This is a genomic window from Rhizobium sp. SL42 (genome assembly GCF_021729845.1).
Taxonomy (GTDB): domain Bacteria; phylum Pseudomonadota; class Alphaproteobacteria; order Rhizobiales; family Rhizobiaceae; genus Allorhizobium.
Window position 1 is genome coordinate 2,136,223 of sequence record NZ_CP063397.1, and the last position, 20,314, is coordinate 2,156,536.

Annotated in this window: 23 protein-coding genes; 8 read left to right on the forward strand and 15 right to left on the reverse strand. The window is 60.0% G+C overall.

The features are described 5' to 3' along the window. The first annotated feature begins 138 nt into the window (after positions 1-138). A complete protein-coding gene (locus IM739_RS10060; protein ID WP_237367678.1) occupies positions 139-1,149 on the forward strand; it encodes an extracellular catalytic domain type 1 short-chain-length polyhydroxyalkanoate depolymerase in 1,011 nt (336 codons plus the stop codon). Between the two features lie 15 nt (positions 1,150-1,164). Here the strand turns inward: IM739_RS10060 and IM739_RS10065 are convergent, their stop codons facing one another. The 6 genes from IM739_RS10065 to IM739_RS10090 form a co-directional block, all read right to left on the reverse strand. Next, positions 1,165-1,314, reverse strand: a complete 150-nt coding sequence (locus tag IM739_RS10065) for a hypothetical protein (RefSeq protein WP_007598321.1) — start codon at positions 1,312-1,314, stop codon at positions 1,165-1,167. Between the two features lie 70 nt (positions 1,315-1,384). After that, entirely contained in the window at positions 1,385-1,681 is a 297-nt protein-coding gene (locus IM739_RS10070) for a hypothetical protein (protein ID WP_237367679.1), read from the reverse strand. 69 nt (positions 1,682-1,750) lie between these two features. Further along, positions 1,751-2,995 carry an O-antigen ligase family protein gene (locus tag IM739_RS10075; protein ID WP_237367680.1) on the reverse strand — a complete coding sequence of 415 codons (1,245 nt, stop codon included), beginning with the start codon at positions 2,993-2,995 and terminating at the stop codon, positions 1,751-1,753. Further along, positions 2,992-4,551, reverse strand: a complete 1,560-nt coding sequence (locus tag IM739_RS10080; protein WP_237367681.1) for an undecaprenyl-phosphate glucose phosphotransferase — start codon at positions 4,549-4,551, stop codon at positions 2,992-2,994. The genes IM739_RS10075 and IM739_RS10080 overlap by 4 nt, the downstream gene beginning before the upstream one ends. 118 nt (positions 4,552-4,669) lie before the next feature. Beyond that, the gene (locus IM739_RS10085) at positions 4,670-5,812 is read right to left on the reverse strand and encodes a glycosyltransferase family 4 protein (protein ID WP_237367682.1); all 1,143 of its coding nucleotides are present in this window, start codon (positions 5,810-5,812) and stop codon (positions 4,670-4,672) included. A gap of 3 nt (positions 5,813-5,815) precedes the next feature. Beyond that, entirely contained in the window at positions 5,816-6,391 is a 576-nt protein-coding gene (locus IM739_RS10090) for a polysaccharide biosynthesis/export family protein (RefSeq protein ID WP_159952147.1), read from the reverse strand. Positions 6,392-6,578: 187 nt separating this feature from the next. On the opposite strand from IM739_RS10090, the gene IM739_RS10095 reads away from it, so the two are divergent. Continuing rightward, a complete protein-coding gene (locus tag IM739_RS10095; protein WP_237367683.1) occupies positions 6,579-8,801 on the forward strand; it encodes a GumC family protein in 2,223 nt (740 codons plus the stop codon). Between the two features lie 11 nt (positions 8,802-8,812). Here the strand turns inward: IM739_RS10095 and IM739_RS10100 are convergent, their stop codons facing one another. Together IM739_RS10100 and IM739_RS10105 are read right to left on the reverse strand one after the other, a co-directional pair. Further along, positions 8,813-10,033 carry a GNAT family N-acetyltransferase gene (locus tag IM739_RS10100; RefSeq protein ID WP_237367684.1) on the reverse strand — a complete coding sequence of 407 codons (1,221 nt, stop codon included), beginning with the start codon at positions 10,031-10,033 and terminating at the stop codon, positions 8,813-8,815. A 130-nt stretch (positions 10,034-10,163) separates the two neighbouring features. Beyond that, entirely contained in the window at positions 10,164-10,373 is a 210-nt protein-coding gene (locus IM739_RS10105) for a DUF2842 domain-containing protein (RefSeq protein ID WP_237367685.1), read from the reverse strand. A 147-nt stretch (positions 10,374-10,520) separates the two neighbouring features. Here IM739_RS10105 and IM739_RS10110 point away from each other — a divergent pair, with 147 nt between their 5' ends. After that, positions 10,521-11,624: a COX15/CtaA family protein gene (locus tag IM739_RS10110; protein WP_237367686.1), complete on the forward strand. Its 1,104-nt coding sequence runs from the start codon at positions 10,521-10,523 to the stop codon at positions 11,622-11,624. A 137-nt stretch (positions 11,625-11,761) separates the two neighbouring features. On the opposite strand, the gene argC is transcribed toward IM739_RS10110, so the two are convergent. From argC to rplM, 4 genes are all read right to left on the reverse strand, one after another. Continuing rightward, the gene (gene argC / locus IM739_RS10115; RefSeq protein ID WP_237367687.1) at positions 11,762-12,694 is read right to left on the reverse strand and encodes an N-acetyl-gamma-glutamyl-phosphate reductase; all 933 of its coding nucleotides are present in this window, start codon (positions 12,692-12,694) and stop codon (positions 11,762-11,764) included. 71 nt (positions 12,695-12,765) lie between these two features. Next, positions 12,766-13,719 carry an agmatinase gene (speB, locus tag IM739_RS10120; RefSeq protein WP_237367688.1) on the reverse strand — a complete coding sequence of 318 codons (954 nt, stop codon included), beginning with the start codon at positions 13,717-13,719 and terminating at the stop codon, positions 12,766-12,768. Positions 13,720-13,880: 161 nt separating this feature from the next. Continuing rightward, a complete protein-coding gene (gene rpsI, locus IM739_RS10125) occupies positions 13,881-14,345 on the reverse strand; it encodes a 30S ribosomal protein S9 (RefSeq protein WP_007606185.1) in 465 nt (154 codons plus the stop codon). A gap of 2 nt (positions 14,346-14,347) precedes the next feature. Further along, positions 14,348-14,812: a 50S ribosomal protein L13 gene (rplM, locus tag IM739_RS10130; protein WP_007606184.1), complete on the reverse strand. Its 465-nt coding sequence runs from the start codon at positions 14,810-14,812 to the stop codon at positions 14,348-14,350. Positions 14,813-15,344: 532 nt separating this feature from the next. Between rplM and IM739_RS10135 the strand changes: the two genes are divergently transcribed. Continuing rightward, positions 15,345-15,776 (forward strand): VOC family protein, encoded by a 432-nt coding sequence (locus IM739_RS10135; RefSeq protein WP_237367689.1) that lies wholly within the window; start codon positions 15,345-15,347, stop codon positions 15,774-15,776. A 128-nt stretch (positions 15,777-15,904) separates the two neighbouring features. Beyond that, positions 15,905-16,381: a CoA-binding protein gene (locus IM739_RS10140; RefSeq protein ID WP_237367690.1), complete on the forward strand. Its 477-nt coding sequence runs from the start codon at positions 15,905-15,907 to the stop codon at positions 16,379-16,381. 19 nt (positions 16,382-16,400) lie between these two features. Here IM739_RS10140 and IM739_RS10145 read toward each other — a convergent pair whose 3' ends face one another. Then, positions 16,401-16,736, reverse strand: coding sequence for a hypothetical protein (locus IM739_RS10145; protein ID WP_237371035.1), 336 nt, complete (start codon positions 16,734-16,736; stop codon positions 16,401-16,403). A gap of 158 nt (positions 16,737-16,894) precedes the next feature. Between IM739_RS10145 and IM739_RS10150 the strand changes: the two genes are divergently transcribed. After that, positions 16,895-17,326 carry a CoA-binding protein gene (locus IM739_RS10150; protein WP_237367691.1) on the forward strand — a complete coding sequence of 144 codons (432 nt, stop codon included), beginning with the start codon at positions 16,895-16,897 and terminating at the stop codon, positions 17,324-17,326. Between the two features lie 4 nt (positions 17,327-17,330). On the opposite strand, the gene IM739_RS10155 is transcribed toward IM739_RS10150, so the two are convergent. Continuing rightward, positions 17,331-17,762 (reverse strand): DUF6455 family protein, encoded by a 432-nt coding sequence (locus IM739_RS10155; protein WP_237367692.1) that lies wholly within the window; start codon positions 17,760-17,762, stop codon positions 17,331-17,333. Positions 17,763-17,928: 166 nt separating this feature from the next. Here IM739_RS10155 and IM739_RS10160 point away from each other — a divergent pair, with 166 nt between their 5' ends. Then, the gene (locus IM739_RS10160; protein WP_237367693.1) at positions 17,929-19,215 is read left to right on the forward strand and encodes an O-acetylhomoserine aminocarboxypropyltransferase; all 1,287 of its coding nucleotides are present in this window, start codon (positions 17,929-17,931) and stop codon (positions 19,213-19,215) included. A 57-nt stretch (positions 19,216-19,272) separates the two neighbouring features. Then, a complete protein-coding gene (locus tag IM739_RS10165) occupies positions 19,273-19,617 on the forward strand; it encodes a cupin domain-containing protein (protein WP_237367694.1) in 345 nt (114 codons plus the stop codon). On the opposite strand, the gene IM739_RS10170 is transcribed toward IM739_RS10165, so the two are convergent. After that, positions 19,614-20,273 carry a glutathione S-transferase family protein gene (locus IM739_RS10170; RefSeq protein ID WP_237367695.1) on the reverse strand — a complete coding sequence of 220 codons (660 nt, stop codon included), beginning with the start codon at positions 20,271-20,273 and terminating at the stop codon, positions 19,614-19,616. The genes IM739_RS10165 and IM739_RS10170 overlap by 4 nt on opposite strands. Positions 20,274-20,314: the final 41 nt, after the last annotated feature.

The following is a 20,314-nucleotide window of genomic DNA, read 5'->3' on the forward strand; positions in this document are numbered from 1 at the left end:
CCAGTAGTATTCAAATTCATCGGTAGACAGATGCACGGGCTCTGCCCGTCAAGCTGAACTTTTCTCATCTCTTGTCCTATGTTTGCTGCATTGCAGCATTATATGCGATGATAGAGACTGATAGAGAGTGAGAGCCCGATGCGCTTCAAGATCCCTATGCCGCTATCCTCGATCCTGCGGGAACAGCGCAAGTGGGGCAGGAAACTGACCACTGCGATGCGGGCGCTGCCGACGATCGATGCACCGAAGCCTGCTCGTGCGCGGGCAAACCGATCCGGGCTCGTGGAGGTCCATGCCTTCGGCCACAATCCAGGCCGGCTGCGCATGCTGGAATTCGTACCATCCACAAAAGCAGAGCGCGGCGCCCTTGTGGTCGTGCTGCACGGCTGCCTGCAGACCGCTCAAGGGTTCGATCACGCCAGCGGCTGGAGCCGGATGGCTCGAGAAAAGGGCTTTGTCCTGCTTTACCCGGAGCAGACCAAGCAGAACAACCAGAACCTCTGTTTCAACTGGTTTCGCCCCAGCGCCGTTGCCAGGGATCGTGGCGAGCTGATGTCGATCCGCCAGATGATCGAGCATTCAGCCGCCCGACACGGTGTCGCGCCGGACCGCATTTTCATCCAGGGGCTGTCGGCGGGCGGCGCGATGGCCGCCGCCTTGCTGTCCACCTATCCGGACCTGTTCGCCGCAGGCCAGATCGTCGGCGGATTACCCTTTGGCGCCGCACGCGATGCGATGACTGCCTTGTCGGTGATGAAATCGGGAGCCAACCGCAGTCCCTCTGAATGGGGAGATCTGATCAGGCAGGTTCGGCCGGACACGCAGGCCCAGCCGGCGATATCGATCTGGCACGGCAGCGCCGACCATGTTGTCGCCCCGGTCAATGCGAGGGCCAGTCTTGTCCAGTGGCTGGATCTCTACGGCCTGAACGAGCAGGACGGTGTCGAAGTGGTCACAGCCTCAGGCAAGTCGTTGGTCTGGAAGGATCGACAGGGCAGGGTGCTCATCGAGTTCCGTTTGATTGACGGGCTTGATCACGGACTGCCGATCACCCGGCGCGCCGGCACGACAGAGCGCCAGCCCTACATGCTTGAGGGCGCCATAAGCGCCCCCGTGCAATTCTATCGAAGCTTCATCAAGCCGGTCTAATTCACCGCTCGTCGCTCAGTTCTCTTCCACCGAAACGCCATTCTCGCCGATGCGAAGCTCCACGCCCTGTGGCTTGCTTTCCTCGCGGTATACGTAGGCACCAAGGCCGACCACGGCCACGACGAGTGCACCGATGATGAGGTAGAGACCGTTGCTTCGATTCATGAATTTCTCCTGTCTGTGTCGTTCAGGCAGGTAAGCCATGGAACAAAGTTTTGTTCCATGCACCGCGAAATTAATCGTCGTTGGTCGCGTTGAGGTTTTCCGGGCGGATGCCATCGACCTCATGGGGCCGACGGGCAAGGCGAATGCCTTCGCCGCCTTCACCGCCCTGTCCAGCGTCGAGAAACGCAATGCCCATGTCTTCCAGAGCCTCTTTGAGCCGCGCATAAGCGTCGGGGCCGGCATCATAGGCGCGTTCGGTTTCGATCTGCAGGATCAGGAGCGCGGAAACGCCGCTTGCTGCCGACAGCTTGTCGATTGTCAGGTCGATAAGGGCGCGGGCGGCGCGGATTTGTGCAGCTGAGATCATGAAGAACAATATGGCGCAGATGGTGCAGGAATCAAATCTTCTCTGAGTTTATTGATAACCGCGCGTCGATCAGGCTGCGTTGCGCTTGATCTGCCGCTGATGGCGCCATTCGAGTGCGCCGCATCCCCAGACAATGCCGAGAATGAGATAGAAATGCCGCCAGTGATCGGTGTCGATGACGTTGCCGATCAGCATGTGGCCAACCAGAACGATCCAGGACATCATCAGGTAAGGCTGCCACGGTCGGTCGCGCAGCAGGTATCGAAAGCCCATCGAGAAGGTCCAGAGGATCATCGTCACATAGGACACGAAGCCGAGCCAGCCATAGGTCATCAGCGATTTGAGCCAGATATTGTGTTCGTCTTCCGGAAAGATCTTGCTGAACATCATCGGGCCGATCCCGAATGGTCGCTCCATCGCCATTTCGAAGCCGAGCCTATGGCGGGCGAAGCGGCCGAGATGCCCGCCATCGTAATCTTGCACCAGCTGGGTGCGTGCAAGAAACAGGTCGCGAACCTTTTCGAACTGCAGCGCAATGACCAGAGCAAGCACGATCATCGCGACGGCTGCCAGTGACAACATCAGGATCTTCAGCCGGAATGCATTCGTGCGTTCCTTGAGGAGCATGATGAAGACAAGCGCCAGCGCCGAAAACAGGAAGAGGCCCCAGGCGGCACGCGAAAATGACAGGAAGACGGCAAAGGCGATGATCAGGATGCCGACGACACGCAAGGGAGCGTCGACCAGACGCCCGGTCAGCAGGCCGTACATCAGGTAAAGCGCTGGCGCGACCAGAAACGGGCCGAACACGTTCGGATCCTGAAACGCGCCCATGGCGCGGTCGTAGCGGGTAAAGATCTCGGCGCCCGGAAAGGCGTGGAAATATCCAAGGATGCCGAGCATGCCGGTGATGACGGCAGCTGCCACCCAGGCCTGGAAGATCAGCTTCAGCCTCTGATGCCGGTCTTCGATGATCGCGGCATAGAAGACGGCGGTAATCGCCAGGAATATCGACACAGCGACATAGAGAACCTGGTCAGTTACGATATCGCGCAGCACGGTCAGCGACAGCATGCCGCCGACATTGAAGGTCAGCAGAAGTGCCAGCAGCGGGGCCACGGCGCGCGAGATCTTCAGCCCGAGCAGGAACCACAAGGCCACCTGCACGACCATCAGCATTTCATAGGGGGCAGGTTCGGAGATGACGAAGCCGGACAGAAAGACACCGAAAGCGATCAGCCATGACGCGACCATCTGAACGGCCGCTGCCTGCGGCCTGAAGGGAGCCGGCTGGTGGGCGGCGATCGCGGTCAATAGGCGTTTTCCGTGTTGAGAAGACGGATCGGCGTCAGGAACAGGATCTTGAGATCGAAAAGCAGCGACCAGTTCTCGATATAATAGAGGTCATAGGCCGTGCGAAACTTGATCTTGTCGTCGGTGTCGATCTCGCCGCGCCATCCGTTGATCTGCGCCCAGCCGGTCACGCCCGGCTTGACCCGGTGACGGGCGAAGTAGCCCTCGACCACGTCGCCATAGAGCTTGTCGCGCGTCTGGCCGAGAATGGCATGCGGGCGAGGGCCGACGAGCGACAGGTCACCGCGTAGCACGTTGAAGATCTGCGGCAATTCGTCGATCGAGGTCTTGCGGATGATCCGCCCGACAGAGGTGACACGCGGGTCGTTCTTGGTAACCGCATTGCGCGCCGTCGGATCGCTCATCTCGGTATACATGGAGCGGAACTTGAGGACGTTGATGATCTCGTTGTTGAAGCCATGGCGTTTCTGAACGAAGAAGACCGGGCCTTTAGAGTTGATTTTCACGGCAAATGCTGCGCCGATGAACACCGGCCAAAGCAGGACGAGGGCCAGAAGGCTGAAAAAGATGTCGAAGGCCCGCTTCGCCACCGAGTCCCAGTCGCGGATCGGCTTGTCGAGGATATCGAGCAGCGGCACTGCGCCGACATGCGAATAGGCACGCGGGCGGAAGCGAAGATTGTTGGAATGCGCAGCCAGGCGAATATCGACGGGCAGGACCCAGAGCATTTTGAGCAGCTGCATGATGCGCGCCTCGGCGCTCAGCGGCAGTGAAATGATCAGCATGTCGATATGCGCCAGACGGGCGAACTCGACCAGTTCGGCCACCGTTCCGAGCTTCGGATATCCGGCGATTACATCCGGTGAGCGCTGCGCGTTGCGGTCGTCGAAGATGCCGCATATGCGGATGTCGTTCTCCGGCTGCTGTTCCAGCGCCCGGATCAGGTCTTTTGCCGGCTTGCCGCCGCCGATGATCACGGCCCGACGTTCCATAACGCCGTTGCGCGCCCAGCGACGGATGGCAAAGCCGATCAGGTTGCGTTCAACGAAAAGATAGGCCGCACCCAGCAGGAAACACGCCGCCAGTACCGTCCGGTAGTGGGCATCGTTGGCGAAGAACAGCAAATTGACCAGTGCGATCATGGCAACAGATGCCATCCAGCTGGTCAGCACGCGGCCCATGAACCGCATGGGGGTCCGCAGGATCGAGACGTCATAGCAGTCGGCGGCCTGCATCAGCACCAAAGCCAGTGCCGCGCTGATGAAGCCGTTGGCTGCCGAACCCAGGAGATGGTCGTAGGGCGCCAGCGCGAAGAAGAAATTGGCGCCAAGCGCGATGGCAAACAGGCTGAAGAATTCGAGAAAGCGAAGCTGGCCGATAATGATCGTCGGCGAATAGTTGACGTCACTGTACTGACCGGCGATCTGGCGTGCCAAAGCGCTGATTTCCACCGGCTCCGTTGGTCCGGGGGATGCGTCGGGATCTGTGGTCGCCTGGCTCGCCTTCTGGCGCATGGCACCGAGGTCGAATGCGTCTGGCTTATCAACCTTGTTCATTGCTCGCTCTCGCATGTGTGTGCGCGAAAGCTACCAGCAAGGTCCTAAGAAACGCTTGAGCTTCCGGGGTGCGAACCGAAGAATCTGTGCCGATTTGGCGCAGAACGATCCGCCGCGGTTAAGGGAGGATCAAGTGTCTGCGGTAGAGGCCTTCGAGTTCATGGGCCATCACCGACGCGGAAAAACGCGATTGGAACTGCTCGCGTCTCGGCATCGTGTCGCGACCCCATCCGGGCGTAAGGATTGCCTTTGCCATGATACCGGCCAAGGCTGCCGAATTGCCGGGCTCGACCAGCGCCTCGCTGGCTTGTCCCAGAACCTCCGGTATGCCGCCGACGCGTGATGCGATCACGGTTTTTTCGGCGGCCAGGGCCTCCAGCACGATATAGGGCATCGCCTCTGCCCTCGACGGCACGACGATGATTTCTGATTTCGCAAAGGCCTGTTTGACCGGCATGGCGGGCAGCATGGAGACACGGCCCGAAAGCCCGTTCTGCTCCAGCATGCGCTCGTATTTTGCCTTGTCGGGACCGTCTCCGACGACCAGTCCTTTCAGCGGACGACCGACCAGCTTTTCCGCCTGGGCGAAGGCGTCGATGAAGACGTCCGGACCCTTCAGGTCGCGCAGCATGCCGACATAGAGCAGATCCACCCCGTCGGTACCGGTCGGGATCGGCTCGAAATCGCCATCACTGATGCCATTGTAGATGCGCGCGGAATCACAACGGGGTTTGCCGATCTTCGCCTCGTAAGCATTGCGCTCGTAGTCACAGACGAAGGAGATAGCCTCCGTCATGTGTTCAAGCACTCGTTCGATGGCGAAGACGGCCTTTCCTGAGATCTTCTCGCCGGAAAAGTGCAGGCTGCCCCCGTGGGGCGAATAGAAGCGGGAAACGCGATACTTTTTCACCCGCAGGGCTGAGCCGATGATCCGCGCGAGCACGCCGCCTTTGGCGCCGTGTCCATGCAGGATATCCGGCTGCAATTCCTCGATTTTCTTGTAACTTTTGATCAGTGCTGACAGATCGCCGGGACTGATGGAGCGTCGAATGGGGATCCGTGTCAGGCCAAGCGAGAGATAGGGAGAGATCTGCTCGAACAGCCTGTCTTCATGCTCGCTGCCGGTGGAACTGTCGCAAACGATGCCGACCTGGTGACCGGCGCGACTGTGGTATTCAGCCAGATCGCGGACATGGCGGAAGATTCCGCCGATGGGCGACCTGAAACAATGAATGATGCGAAGTGCTCCCGTCTGCTGCATAAATCAGAACAGCCGCTCGCGTACGTAGACCGTGTCGCCAGCGAGGATGGGATCGGTGATCGGCACGCGACCGGTCAGGATCTGGCCATTGATCTTGCGCGTGACATCGACATCCTGTTGGTTGGCCCGGCTGGAAAAGCCGCCGGAAACCGCGATGGCATTGAGAATGGTCATGCCCGGCACATAGGCATATTGTCCCGCCTGTCCGACTTCACCCATGACGAAGATCGAGCGATACCGGTCGATTTCGATGGTGACGTCCGGATCACGCAGGTAGCCTTGTTTGAGCTTCTGGGCTACTGCACCTTCGAGTTGTGTAAGGGAGGAGCCGCGTGCCGGAACCTGGCCGACCAGCGGGAAGGCGATATAGCCGGCCTGGTCGACGGTATAGGTATTGCTCAGGCTGGGTTGTTCGAAGACTGTGACGCGCAAACGGTCGCCACTGTCCAGCCGGTAAGGCTGGATGGTTGCCTCATGAAAGACCTTGGGTGCAGGCCGATAACCTGCGCAGCCGGCCAGTCCTGCCGACAGAACTGCTGCCGCGAGCAACAATATCCCGTTTGTACCAGCCCTTGCCATGCGCCTACGCGCTCCCGATCTTTCAGAATTCGATGCCTCGTTATCAATCGGTTAGGGTTAACACCGGGTAAAGAAAATTGCCGTTTGCTTGCGCGGTACTGGTCCGCATCCCGGCCGCACGGATATATTAACGGTTGAGTTACCATGTTCCTTTACTTTCGCGCTGAATTTGTACCGGGAGTTGGGCATGTCGAGTTTGGGCAACGGTCATCAGGACGTGGATATCGATCTCGCACAGCTATTCCGTGCCGTCTGGGCACGTAAGGGCAGGATCCTCGCTGCGACGGCACTGACCGGCGCTCTTGCCTTCGTGGGATCAAGCCTGATGGATCCAACCTACGAGGCCGACGCACGCCTTCTGATCGAGCCGCGGCAGCCGACTTTCTTGTCGCCGGGTTCCGCCGCGACAACCAGCGAGCCACTGTCGGATGAACTCAATATCGTCAGCCAGGTCCAGCTTCTGCAGTCGGTAGATCTGATGAAGCAGGTCGCCCGCGATCTGAAACTCTATGAACGCGAAGAGTTCGATCCGGACACCAAGCCATCGGCGATTTCCGACTTTCTCGTCCTCTTCGGGTTGAAGAAAAACCCGCTTGAATTGCCGCCCGAGCAAAGAGTGCTCAGGGCATTCAAAGAAAAGCTGCAGGTCTACCAGGTTGAAAAGTCGCGTGTGATCGGCATCGAATTCACGTCTAAGGATCCGGCGCTGGCGGCAGCCGTGCCCAATGCGATCATTGACGTTTATCGCCAACTACAAAGTGGCGCCAAACTCGACAGCAATTCCGATGCCGCTCGCTGGTTGGAGACCGAGATTGCCAACCTGCGCGAGAAGGTGCGCGATGCCGAGCAGAAGGTTGCCGAATATCGCTCGTCGGCCGGACTGATGCCGCTGGGCGCCGATTCGTCCTCCTTCAGTTCCAAGCAACTGGCGGATATCTCGTCAGAATTGGCCCGTGTCCGCGGCGAGCGTGCCGATGCGGAGGCCAAGGCACAGAACGTCCTGGCGGCCCTGAAAAGCGGAAGGCCGACGGATACTCTCGATGCCATCGCCGGATCGGAATCGGTCCAGCGGCTGAAAACGACGGAATCGCAGATCCGTGGCCAGATCGCCGATCTGTCGACCACCTTGCTGGATGGGCATCCGCAGATGAAGGCGTTGCGCGCGCAGCTTTCCGGCATCCGCGAGCAGATTGCAGCCGAATCGTCCAAGATCGCGGCAAGCCTGGAAAATGACGCAGCGGTTGCGCGTGAGCGTGAAACCCAGTTGATCGCCCAGTTGAACACGGTCAAGGCCGACAGTGCCCGCGCCGGCGAGGACGAAGTGGGCCTGATGGCATTGGAGCGGGAGGCAACGGCCCAGCGCCAGCTTCTGGAAACCTATCTCGCCCGCTACCGCGAAGCCTCCACCCGCCTAGGCAAGGATGCGAGCCCGGCGGATGCGCGTGTCGTCTCCGGCGCCATCGAGCCTTCCGAGCAGAATTTCCCTAAAGTTATTCCGATCACCATCGTCGCGGCCTTGGCGACGCTGATCCTGAGCGCGGTTCTGGTGATGATGCTGGAACTCTTTAGCGGTCGCGCCTTGCGCCCGAGCGGAAGCCAGGCAGACAACCGCGAGCATGACGATGAATTCGAGCCGCAACTGGCCGGCCCGCAGACTGTTCTGTCGCAGATCCCCGCTGAAACGGCCGCAAGCGAGATCGAAGCGCAAGCCGACGATGATCTGGCCTATGAGATGGAGCAGACGCTTGATTTCCAGGCGGAAAGCCCGGATCGGGATGAGCCGGACTTTGCGCACGAACCGGTAGAGCCGGAAGAGGAAGACGAGTTCTCTGTCTCTGCCGTGGCGACTTATCTGATGGAGGAGGGAACCCGGATCGCCTTTGCGATTTCGCCTTCGGGTGACGATGGCTCGGCGGGTACGGTCCTCCTGGCCCGCGAACTTGCCAGCCGCGGCGTCCGGGTGGTTCTGGTCGACATGACCGGTTCGGCCTGCCCGACGATGCTGATGGCAACCGATTCCGACCTGCCGGGCGTGACCGATCTTCTGTGCGGCGACGCAGCCTTTGCCGATACGATCCATCCGGACCGGCTGTCCGGTGCCGATATCATCCCACAGGGCAATTCGGACATCCGCCAAGCGATGCGTGGTGCTGATCGCCTGTCGATGATCGTCGATGCGCTCGCAGATGCCTATGACATGGTTGTGGTCGAATGCGGTCCGGCCAATGCCGAAGGTGTTGCGCGCCTGAGCCGCAGCGGCACGCATGAGATCATTCTGTCGGCCCCGGAGCCCAATCCGGAAGAGCTGGCCGAAATCATGGCTGCCTTCGAAAATGCTGGCTATTCGGATCTGGTATTGATGGCCGCGCGCTTACCGGTACCCGATGATCGCGACCGCAACGCGGCTTGACTAGAGCCTTTTCAGTCGTCGGCGTCCGGAGATTTGCTTGACGCTGTCGTCGCCTGCGCACGCAGACGTTGGAGCAGGCCATAGAGATGCGCATTTCTCTTGATCGCTGCCTTGGTCCGCGTCACGCTTCGCTGGGCCAGGGCAGCCAGCCGGCCAGATGCCGTTAGCGGCATCAGGATGTCGTGATGCACGGTCTCCTGGGTACACCAGCTGCGCTTGTAGTCCTGGTCTCCCACGCCGAAATCAAACAGCGCCGCGCCATTGCGGCAGCTGCGTTCGATGACCAACCAGAACAGCAGTTCGCCCGGGCTCGCCTCCGGAACCAGCGTATCGTCGATGGAGCCGAACTGGCAGATGACGTGATCGCCCTTGCGCGAAAGACCGGCAATGGCGGCAATCTTGCCATCATGTTCACCCTTCAGCCGAATGGCATGCAGTTCGAGCGGAACATCCGAACCGCCGCGGTCGAGGTCGAGAAGCATGTGAAAGAAGGCTTGGGTCTCCGGCGCCTGAAACACATTCGGCAGGCCAAACGCTTTGAACCGGGCAGCCTTCTGGACGAAGAACAGCTCCAGCAGCTGCGCTTTTTCCCGCGCCGATCGCGCCTGGACGTGGTCAAAGCCGCCAGCGCTCTCCAGTTTGCGGATCTGGACGCGATATTTCTTGCGTCGCCGCTTGGCATTGAGCGGTGCGATGGTCTGTTCCATGTCTGCGCCCAGCGGCAGCTGAAAAGCATGGTTCTGGTTTTCGACCGTCGCGAGATCGGCAAGCGGATGGCGTTCGCCGCGCCAATCAAGCGGGATGTTGCAAAGGCTGATCAGGTCCGCCTGGTCGGATAGTGCTTCGCGCAGAGCCGCAGCAATCTCGGTCGCCGGCAACGCGGCGGCTTTCGCGCGGAAATCAGCAGAGAATAGGCCACTGTTGAAATTGGTAAAGCGCGTGGCGATGAATTGGGCGCAGCGGACCATGTGCTGCCGCTGGATTTCCAGCGGCAGCAGAAACGCCATCACGCCATCGATGCGGCCCTCGACAATGGCAAGCGGATGGCCGTGGGTTTTCACCCATGCCGAACACCAGTCGAAACCTTGATGCAGGGAATTGTGCGGATCGGATTCGAGGAGGCGCCAGTCGCGCTCGACGATGGCCATCGAATTGTGCACCTTGAGCGTCAGGCGCAGAGGAGCTGCGTCAGCCGCTGCTACTGCCGTTGTCTCTGGCCGCAATGCTTGCACGCGCTCTCTCCCGTCCCGACCTGTACGCGGGAGAAGGCTAGATGCTGATTGGCAATATTCGGTTATCGAGATGGATTGCGGTGAGCCTGCCGGTGAACGCGGTGAATACCGGGTTAATGCGGCACCCGGTTCACTTCTGGATCGGCCCGGCCATCCAGCGGATGATCAGCATTGCCGGCAGAATCCACAACACGCCGGTGAGGGTGAAATAGAGCACATGTATCCACCATGGCGACGTGGCGAGCGTGGCAGTCGCGATCGTCGTCGCCAGCAGCGCATAGACAAGCACCAGGATGATGATCAGAACAGTGCCGATGAATTTGCGCAGTCTGATGGGCATGTCGTATCCTTTTGCTTGCGTCTGAAACATCGGTCTGGACGCGTGCTGACGCGACCGCTTGCCGCAAACGGCCGGGGTTGTTTTGCACGCCCAAGTGATGCAAATCAACAGGCCAAACGAGGCAACTCTCGAAAAGAGGATTGACGCATGACAGTTGCGATGACCGGAGCCGAGGTGGATATCCGCCGACAAATCAAACGGGTTGAAGCCAATCGGCTGGCGATCCGGATCTGGCTCGGCGTCGTCATCGTCACGTTGTTCTGTCTCGTTCTGGTCGGCGGCGCGACGCGGCTGACCGATTCCGGATTGTCGATCACCGAATGGAAGCCGATCCACGGCGCCATTCCGCCACTTTCCGTCGCCGAATGGGAGGAGGAGTTCCAGCTTTATCAGCGAATTCCCGAATACCAGCAGATCAACCAGGGCATGACGCTGGATGAGTTCAAGAACATCTTCTGGTGGGAATGGGGACACCGTCTGCTGGCGCGCCTGATCGGACTGGTATTTGCCCTGCCGCTGCTCTTCTTTTGGCTCACCGGCCGCATTGAACGACAATTGCGTCTGCCTCTGGTCGGTCTTTTGGCTCTGGGCGGTTTCCAGGGCTTCATCGGCTGGTGGATGGTGTCGTCGGGCTTGAGCGAGCGCGTCGATGTCAGCCAGTATCGGCTGGCGACCCATCTGATCATCGCCTGTCTGATCTTCTCCGGCTGTGTCTGGATCATGCGCAGCCTGACGCCACACAGCAAGGATCCGGCGCCGACCACCGGCTCGCGCCGATTTGCCGGTATCCTCGTTGCCGTGACGATCTTCCAGATCTATCTCGGCGCCCTGGTTGCAGGCCTGGATGCAGGCTTTTCTTACAACACCTGGCCACTGATGGACGGGGCGGTGATACCGGGCGACCTGTTCGTCCAGCAGCCATGGTGGATCAACCTATTCGAAAACCCGAAGACCGTTCAGTTCGTCCACCGTCTCGGTGCCTACCTGCTATTTGCCGCCGCCTTGCTGCACATGCTGCTGTCGCTGAAGGCCGACGCGAACACGACCCACGCCCGCCGCAGCGTGGTTCTGTTTGCCCTCGTGGCCATTCAGGCCGTTATCGGTATTGTCACCCTGATCACGCAGGTGCCCTTGCATGCCGGCCTGGCACACCAGGGGGGCGCATTAGTGGTGCTTGCCTTCGCGGTCGCCCACTGGCGCGGCTTCTACGGCGAGCTGGTCAAGCCACTGGTTCTGGAATTCAGGGATTGATGCTCAGTAGGGGCGGTGGGTCAACATTACTTGCCTGAGAAAAAAACGCCCGCCGGACTTTCGATCCGGCGGGCTTCATTCATTTTCCGAGGTTATTTAAACGTGAGACGCAGAGACCATTGCTCTCACTAAACATCTCAGGCGGATAGCATCAGGTCCATGTTTTGCACGGCAGCGCCCGAGGCGCCCTTGCCGAGATTGTCGAGCACGGCCACGAGGTTGACATGCGCGCCGCCCGGCGTGCCGAAGACATAGAGCTTCATCGTGTCCTGGCCGACCAGTTCCTCCGCATCGACGCGGGCAAGCTTTGCGCTGTCGGAAAGCGGCACGACAGAGACGATATCCTGACCGGCATAGTGCGATACCAGCGCGGCGTGGATGCTCTCGATCGAGGTGCCGGCGGCAAGGTCGTCGATGAACAGCGGCACCTGGACGATCATGCCTTGTGCGAAGCGACCGACCGATGGGGCAAACAGCGGTGCACGGTCGAGCTGGCCGTGAATGGTCATCTCCGGCACATGCTTGTGCTTGAGAGGCAGGCCGTAGAGGAAATTGTTGGCCGCCAGATGCTCGGGATGGTTCACATCCTCCATCTGGGCAATCATCTGCTTGCCGCCGCCGGTATAGCCGGAAACGGCGTTGACCGAGACCGGATAGCCGTCCGGCAGGATGCCGGCAGCGCGAAGCGGCCGGATCAGGCCGATGGCGCCGGTCGGGTAGCAGCCCGGATTGGCGACGCAGCGCGCCGACCTGATCTTGTCGCCCTGCGCCTTGTCCATTTCGGCAAAGCCATAGGCCCAGTCCGGAGCAACCCGGTGGGCGGTCGACGTATCGATGATCCGAACCTTGTTGTTGCCCGACAGCATGGCGACAGCCTCCCTGGAGGCATCGTCCGGCAGGCAGAGGATGGCGATGTCGGCGCCGTTCAACAGGTCTTCGCGCATCGCGGCATTGCGCCGTTCGGCCTCGGGGATCGACAGCAGCGTGACATCGCGGCGGCCGGCCATGCGGGTGCGGATCTGCAGTCCCGTGGTTCCGTGTTCGCCGTCGATGAAGATTTTCGCGCTCATGTCTTTATCCATAAATTCAGAAGGTTACAAAGCCTGGCGGAATCACTTTATCCGCCGCATGATTCAGTTTCTTAACGGCTGCCAGCCAGTCGTTCTGCCCTGAGCCCCAGCATATACATTGCGACTGTCGCACCGGCAATGGCGGTGATATCGGCATGGTCATACGCTGGCGCCACCTCGACGATGTCGGAGCCGCGAATGTCGAGGCTGCCGAGTTTGCGCAGCACCGACAGCATCTTGGCTGAGGAGGGGCCGCCCGCCACCGGCGTTCCTGTGCCCGGCGCATAGGCGGGATCCAGGCAATCGATGTCGAAGGTCAGGTAGCAGGGTTGGTTGCCGACATGGGCAAGGATTTGGTCGGCAATCTGCTGGGCGCTGAGATCCTCCACGGTATAGCCATGCAGGATCTTGAAACCGAAATCTTCCGGCGCCTCCGTGCGGATGCCGATCTGGATGGAATGGGCCGGATCGATCACGCCCTCGCGCACGGCGCGGCAGACGAACGAGCCGTGGTCGATCCGCTTTCCGTCATCGTCCCAGGTGTCCTGATGCGCATCGAAATGCACCAGCGCCAGCGGCCCATGCTTGTCGGCATGGGCTTTGAGCAGCGGCCAGGTGACGAAGTGATCGCCGCCGAGACCGAGCAGATAGGCGCCGGAGGCGAGGATCTTGGCGGCTTCCTGCTCGATCAGGCCCGGCGTCTCCTGGTGATTGCCGTAGTCGAGAAGCACGTCGCCGTAGTCGATCACCGCCATCTGTTCGAACAGGTCACGGGCAAACGGATATTGCGGATCATTGTCGAAGATCGCCGAAGCGCGGCGGATCGCCTGCGGCCCGAAGCGCGCACCGGGCCGATTGGAAACAGCGGCGTCGAAGGGGATGCCAAGGACCGCGGCATCGATATCCTCCAGCACCTTGGAATACGGGCGGCGCATGAAGGACAGCGCACCGGCATAGGTCGGGTCGGTGGCGGCTCCGCGCAGGGCTTTGGCGGTAAAGGCATTGTCTATCGATTTGCTTGCCATGCGAAATGCTCTCCGACTGCTGATTGTTTGGGCCGAGACTAGATCGGCGCGCTTTGGCGTTCAACGTCGGGTACCGGTCTTTCGTCGCGGCCAGGTGCCGCCAAACAAAAAAAGGCGGAGCCGAAGCCCCGCCTTGATTTCCGTTTCCGGTGATCCAGCGATTAACGCTTGGAGAACTGGAACGAACGACGGGCCTTGGCCTTGCCGTACTTCTTACGCTCGACGACGCGGCTGTCGCGGGTCAGGAAGCCACCCTTCTTCAGAACCGGGCGCAGGCCTGGTTCGAAGTAGGTGAGGGCCTTCGAAAGACCGTGACGAACTGCACCGGCCTGGCCGGACAGACCGCCGCCGTGAACGGTGGCGATGATGTCGAACTGGCCATCACGGGCAGCTGCGACGATCGGCTGCTGCAGAACCATCTGCAGAACCGGACGGGCGAAGTACGTGCGGAACTCGCGACCGTTGATCGTGATCTTGCCGGTGCCCGGCTTGACCCAGACGCGGGCGACGGCGTTCTTGCGCTTGCCGGTGGCGTAGGAGCGACCCAGCGAGTCGACCTTGCGGACGTGCGCCGGAGCTGCGTCCTGTGCCGGGGCAAGGTCCTTCAGGGAAGAAAGATCGGCCATTATCAGGCGCTCCTTGTGTTCTTGCTGTTCAGCGAAGCGACGTCGAGTGCGACGGGCTGCTGAGCTTCATGCGGATGGTTGGAGCCGGCGTAAACGCGCAGGTTCTTCATCTGGCGACGGCCGAGCGGGCCGCGCGGGATCATACGCTCGACAGCCTTCTCGAGAACGCGCTCCGGGAAGCGGCCTTCGATGATCTGACGGGCAGTACGTTCCTTGATGCCACCCGGGTAACCGGTGTGCCAGTAGTAGGTCTTGTCCGAATACTTCTTGCCAGTGAGGACAACCTTCTCGGCGTTGATAACGATGACATTGTCGCCATCATCAACGTGAGGTGTATAGGTGGCCTTGTGCTTGCCGCGCAGGTACGTGGCGATAACGGTGGCGAGGCGGCCAACAACGAGCCCTTCGGCGTCGATGATGATCCACTTCTTCTCCACCTCTGCAGGCTTCTGAACGAAGGTAGACATTGCGGTCTCTTTCAGTTTTGATCCCTGGTCATCGTTGAAGCGAACGACCGGGCGTTTCTTGTTGCTTGGTTCGCATTCCGCAGAATGCAAAAAGAAAGCGGGCCCGAAGGCTCGCGTTCTGCGGCGGTGTATAATCCGCATGGAATACTCGGTCAAGCAGTCGGGCAAGATCGCATTTGTTTTCAACTAAACAAAATCAATGGGTTAACTATGTGGTATTATTTTACCCCATGCGAGGTGCTGATTTTTGCCCTAGCTTTTGCCGTTGCACGGTCGAAATTGTCTCTTAATGCGGATATTTCTGCGCCGCAAAGTCCGTCGTCGTGTGCCTTTGCGCTCAGCGGACGGCCGTCGGCCTCCGGGAATTCGAGCGAAAATCATCCATTTGTGGTGCGTGTGCACAAAATTTGACCCAAAATGGAAAGATTGTATTACATACAATTTCGCAACCTATGATCATGCTAATATGAGCATGAACATAATGAAAACATAAAACGAACGTATCGGCAGGCGACCTTTCATGGAGATGCGCATGTCGCTTGAACGTCGAATTTCCCTCATCACACTCGGCGTTGCCGACGTCGCTCTCAGCACCGAATTCTATCAACGGCTCGGTTGGTCGAAGTCGTCGGCGTCCAATGACGATGTCACGTTTATCCAGCTCAAAGGCATCGTCCTCGGGCTGTTTTTGCGCCAGTCGCTGGCCGAAGACGCCCGCATCGAAAACACGCCAAGGGGCTTCTCCGGCGTAACGCTCGCCTACAACGTCGCGAGCGAGATTGGCGTCGATGCGGTTGTGAAGTTTGCGGTGTCTTGCGGAGCGACCGTGGTCAAGGCGCCCGAAAAGGTGTTCTGGGGTGGCTATTCGGCCTATGTCGCCGACCCTGATGGCCATCTCTGGGAGATTGCCCACAATCCATTCTTTCCGTTCGACGAGCATGGCCATCTCGTTTTGCCGGAATGATCGCCGAAATGATCGTAGGCATTTTAATGATCGTGGCGAGGCCTGCTTAACGAAGCAGGACTATAACGGTATTGGGAGCAGGGGACGGTAAATTGGCAGGCCCGGCAACGGGCCGGGAGGAGCAAGCCATGAACCACGACGCCTATGTGAACAGCTATCTGTCGGAGATCCTCGCCTCGTCCCGCAATGTCGCGGTGGTCGGCGCCTCGACCAACGACCACCGCCCCAGCCATTGGATCTGCGGCTTCCTGCTCGGCAAGGGATACCGTGTTTTCCCGGTCAATCCCGGACATGCGGGAGAAACCCTCCTTGGGCAGAAGGTTTACGCAACGCTTGCCGATATTGCCGATCCGATTGATCTTGTCGACGTGTTTCGCCGCTCGCAGCATCTTGGTGATGTCGTTGATCAGGTCCTCGCGCTGAAGCCACGACCGAAGGCGATCTGGGGACAGCTTGGCGTACGCGATGATGCAGCGGCCGCCAGGGCTGAATCAGCTGGCATCAAGATGGTCATGAACCGCTCGCTCGTCAGCGAATATCCGCTGGTCTACGAGCTCACCCATCACCTTGAAGCCTCCGGCGACCGATCGGCCCATGCGGCATGAACGGCAATGCCGTTGCCGGTCAGAACCGGATGCGCGGCTTGCCGAAAATACCGTTGCCGGTCACAGGATCATAGGTCTGGCAATTGAGGACAGGGCAACGCGGATTGTCGCGCGTCGGCACATAGGATCGTTCGGCATATTCGTGGGCGTCGCATTGCTCGTTGCGCGTGACGTAGCGATCGTAGAGGGTCATGCCTTTCACGCGGGTCGACGGATAACGAAGGATGGCAGCGCCTTCGTTGATCACCTTTTGTCGCGCGGCCTCGCAGGTCAGCGACAGGGAGTTGTAGCGCGAAATGGCCATCACAGGCGAAGCCGCACTGAGCACCAGCAAAGCCACCGCAATTCGTTTCATGATCATGCCTATCACCTCGTCAAACAGAGATTTCCCAGAGATTTCCGTAACGCTCGTGCCGGTGGGGTCGCCGGTTCACATGGCTTTCGCATCTTGTTGTTGCGTCCAGCAACCCCATGTAGTGCTGAATGGAAACGGAACCAGTTCAGGAATGCGCGATGACGGACCACGACCACTACAATGATGATGATATTGCGGAAATTTTGCAGGAGACCCGCACCATTGCTCTGGTTGGCGCGTCTCCCAAGGCGGATCGTCCGAGCTTTGGCGTCATGCAGTATCTGCTGTCGAGGGGCTATGCGGTCATCCCGGTCAATCCGGGCCAGGCCGGCAAGGAGATCCTGGGTCAGAAAGTATATGCCAGACTGGCCGACATTCCCGATGAGATCGACATGATCGACGTGTTCCGGGCGCCGGAATTCCTGGGCGAAGTGGTTGCGGAAGCGCTGGCGTTGAAGACGCGGCCACAGGTGATCTGGGGGCAGCTTTCCGTGCGCGACGACGTTGCGGTGCAACCCGCCGAGGCGGTGGGTATCAAGGTTGTCATGGACCGGTGCCCGGCGATTGAAATTCCGCGCCTCGGCCTCTGAGGTCTCAGCCTTCCGCGAGCAGGTCGGGATCGGCGCGAAGTGCGTTCAGCGTTTCCGCATTGCCGCAATATTCCATGAAGGATTGATCCGCCACGGCATGGACGAGGTCTCGCCGGCATCGGTCCTTGGCGCCGCAGGCCGCGCAGGCGGTCTGCATGTGGCGAAAGAGTTTCCTCATCCTGAACTCGACTTCCGCCGGGTCGATGTTGAGCGCCCGCATCATCTGCGGCATTTCATCGGCGCCGTGCGGGCCAGCCTTGACCAGCGCCAGAAGCTGGTCGGTCGATATGCCGCAATCCTCGGCCAGGGCGATAACGTCCTTTTCGTCCATTGCCGCAAGAATGTCGGCTTCGGAAGAAGCCTCGAAACTCTTGGCAAACCACGACAGGATCTGGGTCAGCGACTGGCGGATTGGTTCTGCGATGGCAAGTGTCATGGATATCTCCGTTGGCTGCAACACTGATCCCATCGGCCGCCGTGGTCCGCCTTGACCTTGATCAAGGAGGAATTTTCTCCACCGGACGTTGAGATTGAAATTTTGCTGGCTGACAAGCCATGACGACGCTCTATGATCCGCGTCATCAACAAGGGAGGGTAAAACAATGTCCGACAGCAATCCGGGATTTGCCACGCTTGCCGTTCACGCCGGCGCCCAGCCTGATCCGACGACAGGTGCGCGGATCACGCCGATCTACCAGACCACGGCCTATGTCTTCAACGATTCGGACCATGCCGCAGCCCTCTTCGGCCTCAAGCAGTTCGGCAATATTTACACCCGGATCATGAACCCGACCCAGGCGGTTCTCGAGGAGCGGGTCGCCGCGCTCGAAGGCGGCACTGCGGCACTTGCCGTGGCATCCGGCCACGCCGCCCAGTTGTTGATCTTCCACAGCCTGATGCAGCCCGGTGAGAATTTCATCGCCGCGCGCAAGCTCTATGGTGGGTCGATCAACCAGTTTGGCCACGCATTCCAGAATTTCGACTGGCGGGTGCGTTGGGCCGATCCAGCCGATCCGGAAAGCTTTGCGGCCCATATCGATGAGAAAACCAAGGCGATCTTCATCGAAAGCCTTGCCAATCCCGGCGGTACATTCGTCGATATTGCTGCGATTGCCGAAGTGGCACATCGCCATGGCTTGCCGCTGATCGTCGACAACACGATGGCGAGCCCCTATCTGGTCCGCCCGCTGGAGCATGGTGCAGATATCATCGTGCATTCGGCAACCAAGTTCCTCGGTGGCCATGGCAATTCCATGGGCGGCGTCATCGTCGACGGCGGCACGTTTGACTGGTCTGCGGTACCGGGCAAGTATCCTATGCTGTCCACGCCGCGTCCGGAATATTCCGGCCTCGTCCTGCATCAGGCCTTCGGCAATTTTGCCTTCGCCATTGCCTGCCGCGTTCTTGGTCTGCGCGATCTGGGGCCAGCAATCGCGCCGATGAATTCGTTCCTTCTCCTGACCGGCATCGAGACGCTTCCGCTTAGGATGCAGCGCCATTGCGACAATGCCCTGAAGGTTGCAACCTGGCTCAAGGGTCATCCCAAGATCGCCTGGGTCAATTACGCCGGACTGCCCGACGATCCGAACAACGCGCTGCAGAAGCGCTATTCGCCGAAGGGCGCGGGAGCCGTCTTCACTTTCGGCATCAAGGGCGGACTGGAAGCCGGCAAGGCGCTGGTCGGGGGACTGCAGCTCTTCTCGCATCTGGCCAATATCGGTGACACCCGTTCACTGATCATCCATCCTGCTTCCACCACGCATGCACAGCTGACGGAACAACAGCAGGTCGCTGCGGGTGCTGGCCCTGACGTCGTTCGGCTCTCCATCGGTATCGAGGATGCCGAGGATATCATTGCCGACCTCGAACAGGCTCTTGCTAACGCCTGACCTGTCCAGGGGCGGCGGTGCGTTGACACCGCCGCTTCCCCCCATCCGGAGACCATCATGACCCTGTCGCTGCCGTTCGATCCCTCAACCGTCACGCCGGAAGAGGGCGCCCCCGCACCGGATCGCCTGATTTCAGGCGATCCGCGCTTCACCACCTGGAACATCGAGGAGGCTGACGGCGGCATTTATGCGGGTGTCTGGCAGTCGACCCCAGGCAAATGGCGGATCGTCTACGATGAATGGGAGTATTTCCACATTCTCGAAGGCCACTCGGTCGTCACCGAGGAGGGCGGTGCGCCGATCCATCTGAAGGCTGGCGACCGCCTGATCCTCAGACCCGGCTTCAAGGGGACCTGGGAAGTCCTTGAAACGACTCGCAAGGACTATGTGATCCGGCTCTAGCTCGCGGCCTTCAGCATCTCTGCCGAAGCCTTGTGCCGTGCGGCCACTTCAGCGTCCTCGGCGTGGACCTTTCGGAAGCTCGAGCGAGCCGCGATCCGATCGGAATAGGCCCGGAAGACCGGCCGCTCCTCGACAAGGCCGAACATCATCGTCCAGTTCAGGGCGACACCCCAGAGCAGGTCGAGGGCGGTGAAGCGCTCGCCGAGCAGATAGGGCCCGGCCTGAAGTGCCCCCTCCAGTGTATCGATCAGCGCGTCGTAGCTCGCATAGGGCGTTTCGTTCGGCGAAGCCGGTTCCCGCTTCAAATAGCGGTCGATCACGGCGGGCTCGAAGCAGCTTCCATAGATGAACAGCCAGCGGACATAGGCGCCACGATCGGGATCGGTTGGTGCCGGCGCCAGGCCAGCCTCGGGAAACAGGTCAGCGAGATAGAGGTAGATGGCACCCTGTTCCGTGACGAGCGTATCCCCGACGCGAACGGCCGGGACCTTGCCCAGTGGATTGATGGCGAGATAGTTGGGCTGCCGTTGCTCGCCGGCCAGCATGTTGAGGACATGCATCGTGTAGGGCACACTCAACTCTTCCAGCAGGATGCGCGCGCCCGTGGCGCGGGTCTGGGGCGAGTAGAAGAGCGTGATCTGCTGGTCTTTGGTCATCGGAAGTCTCCCTTTGGTATTGGATTTCGCCGTGAGGCAAC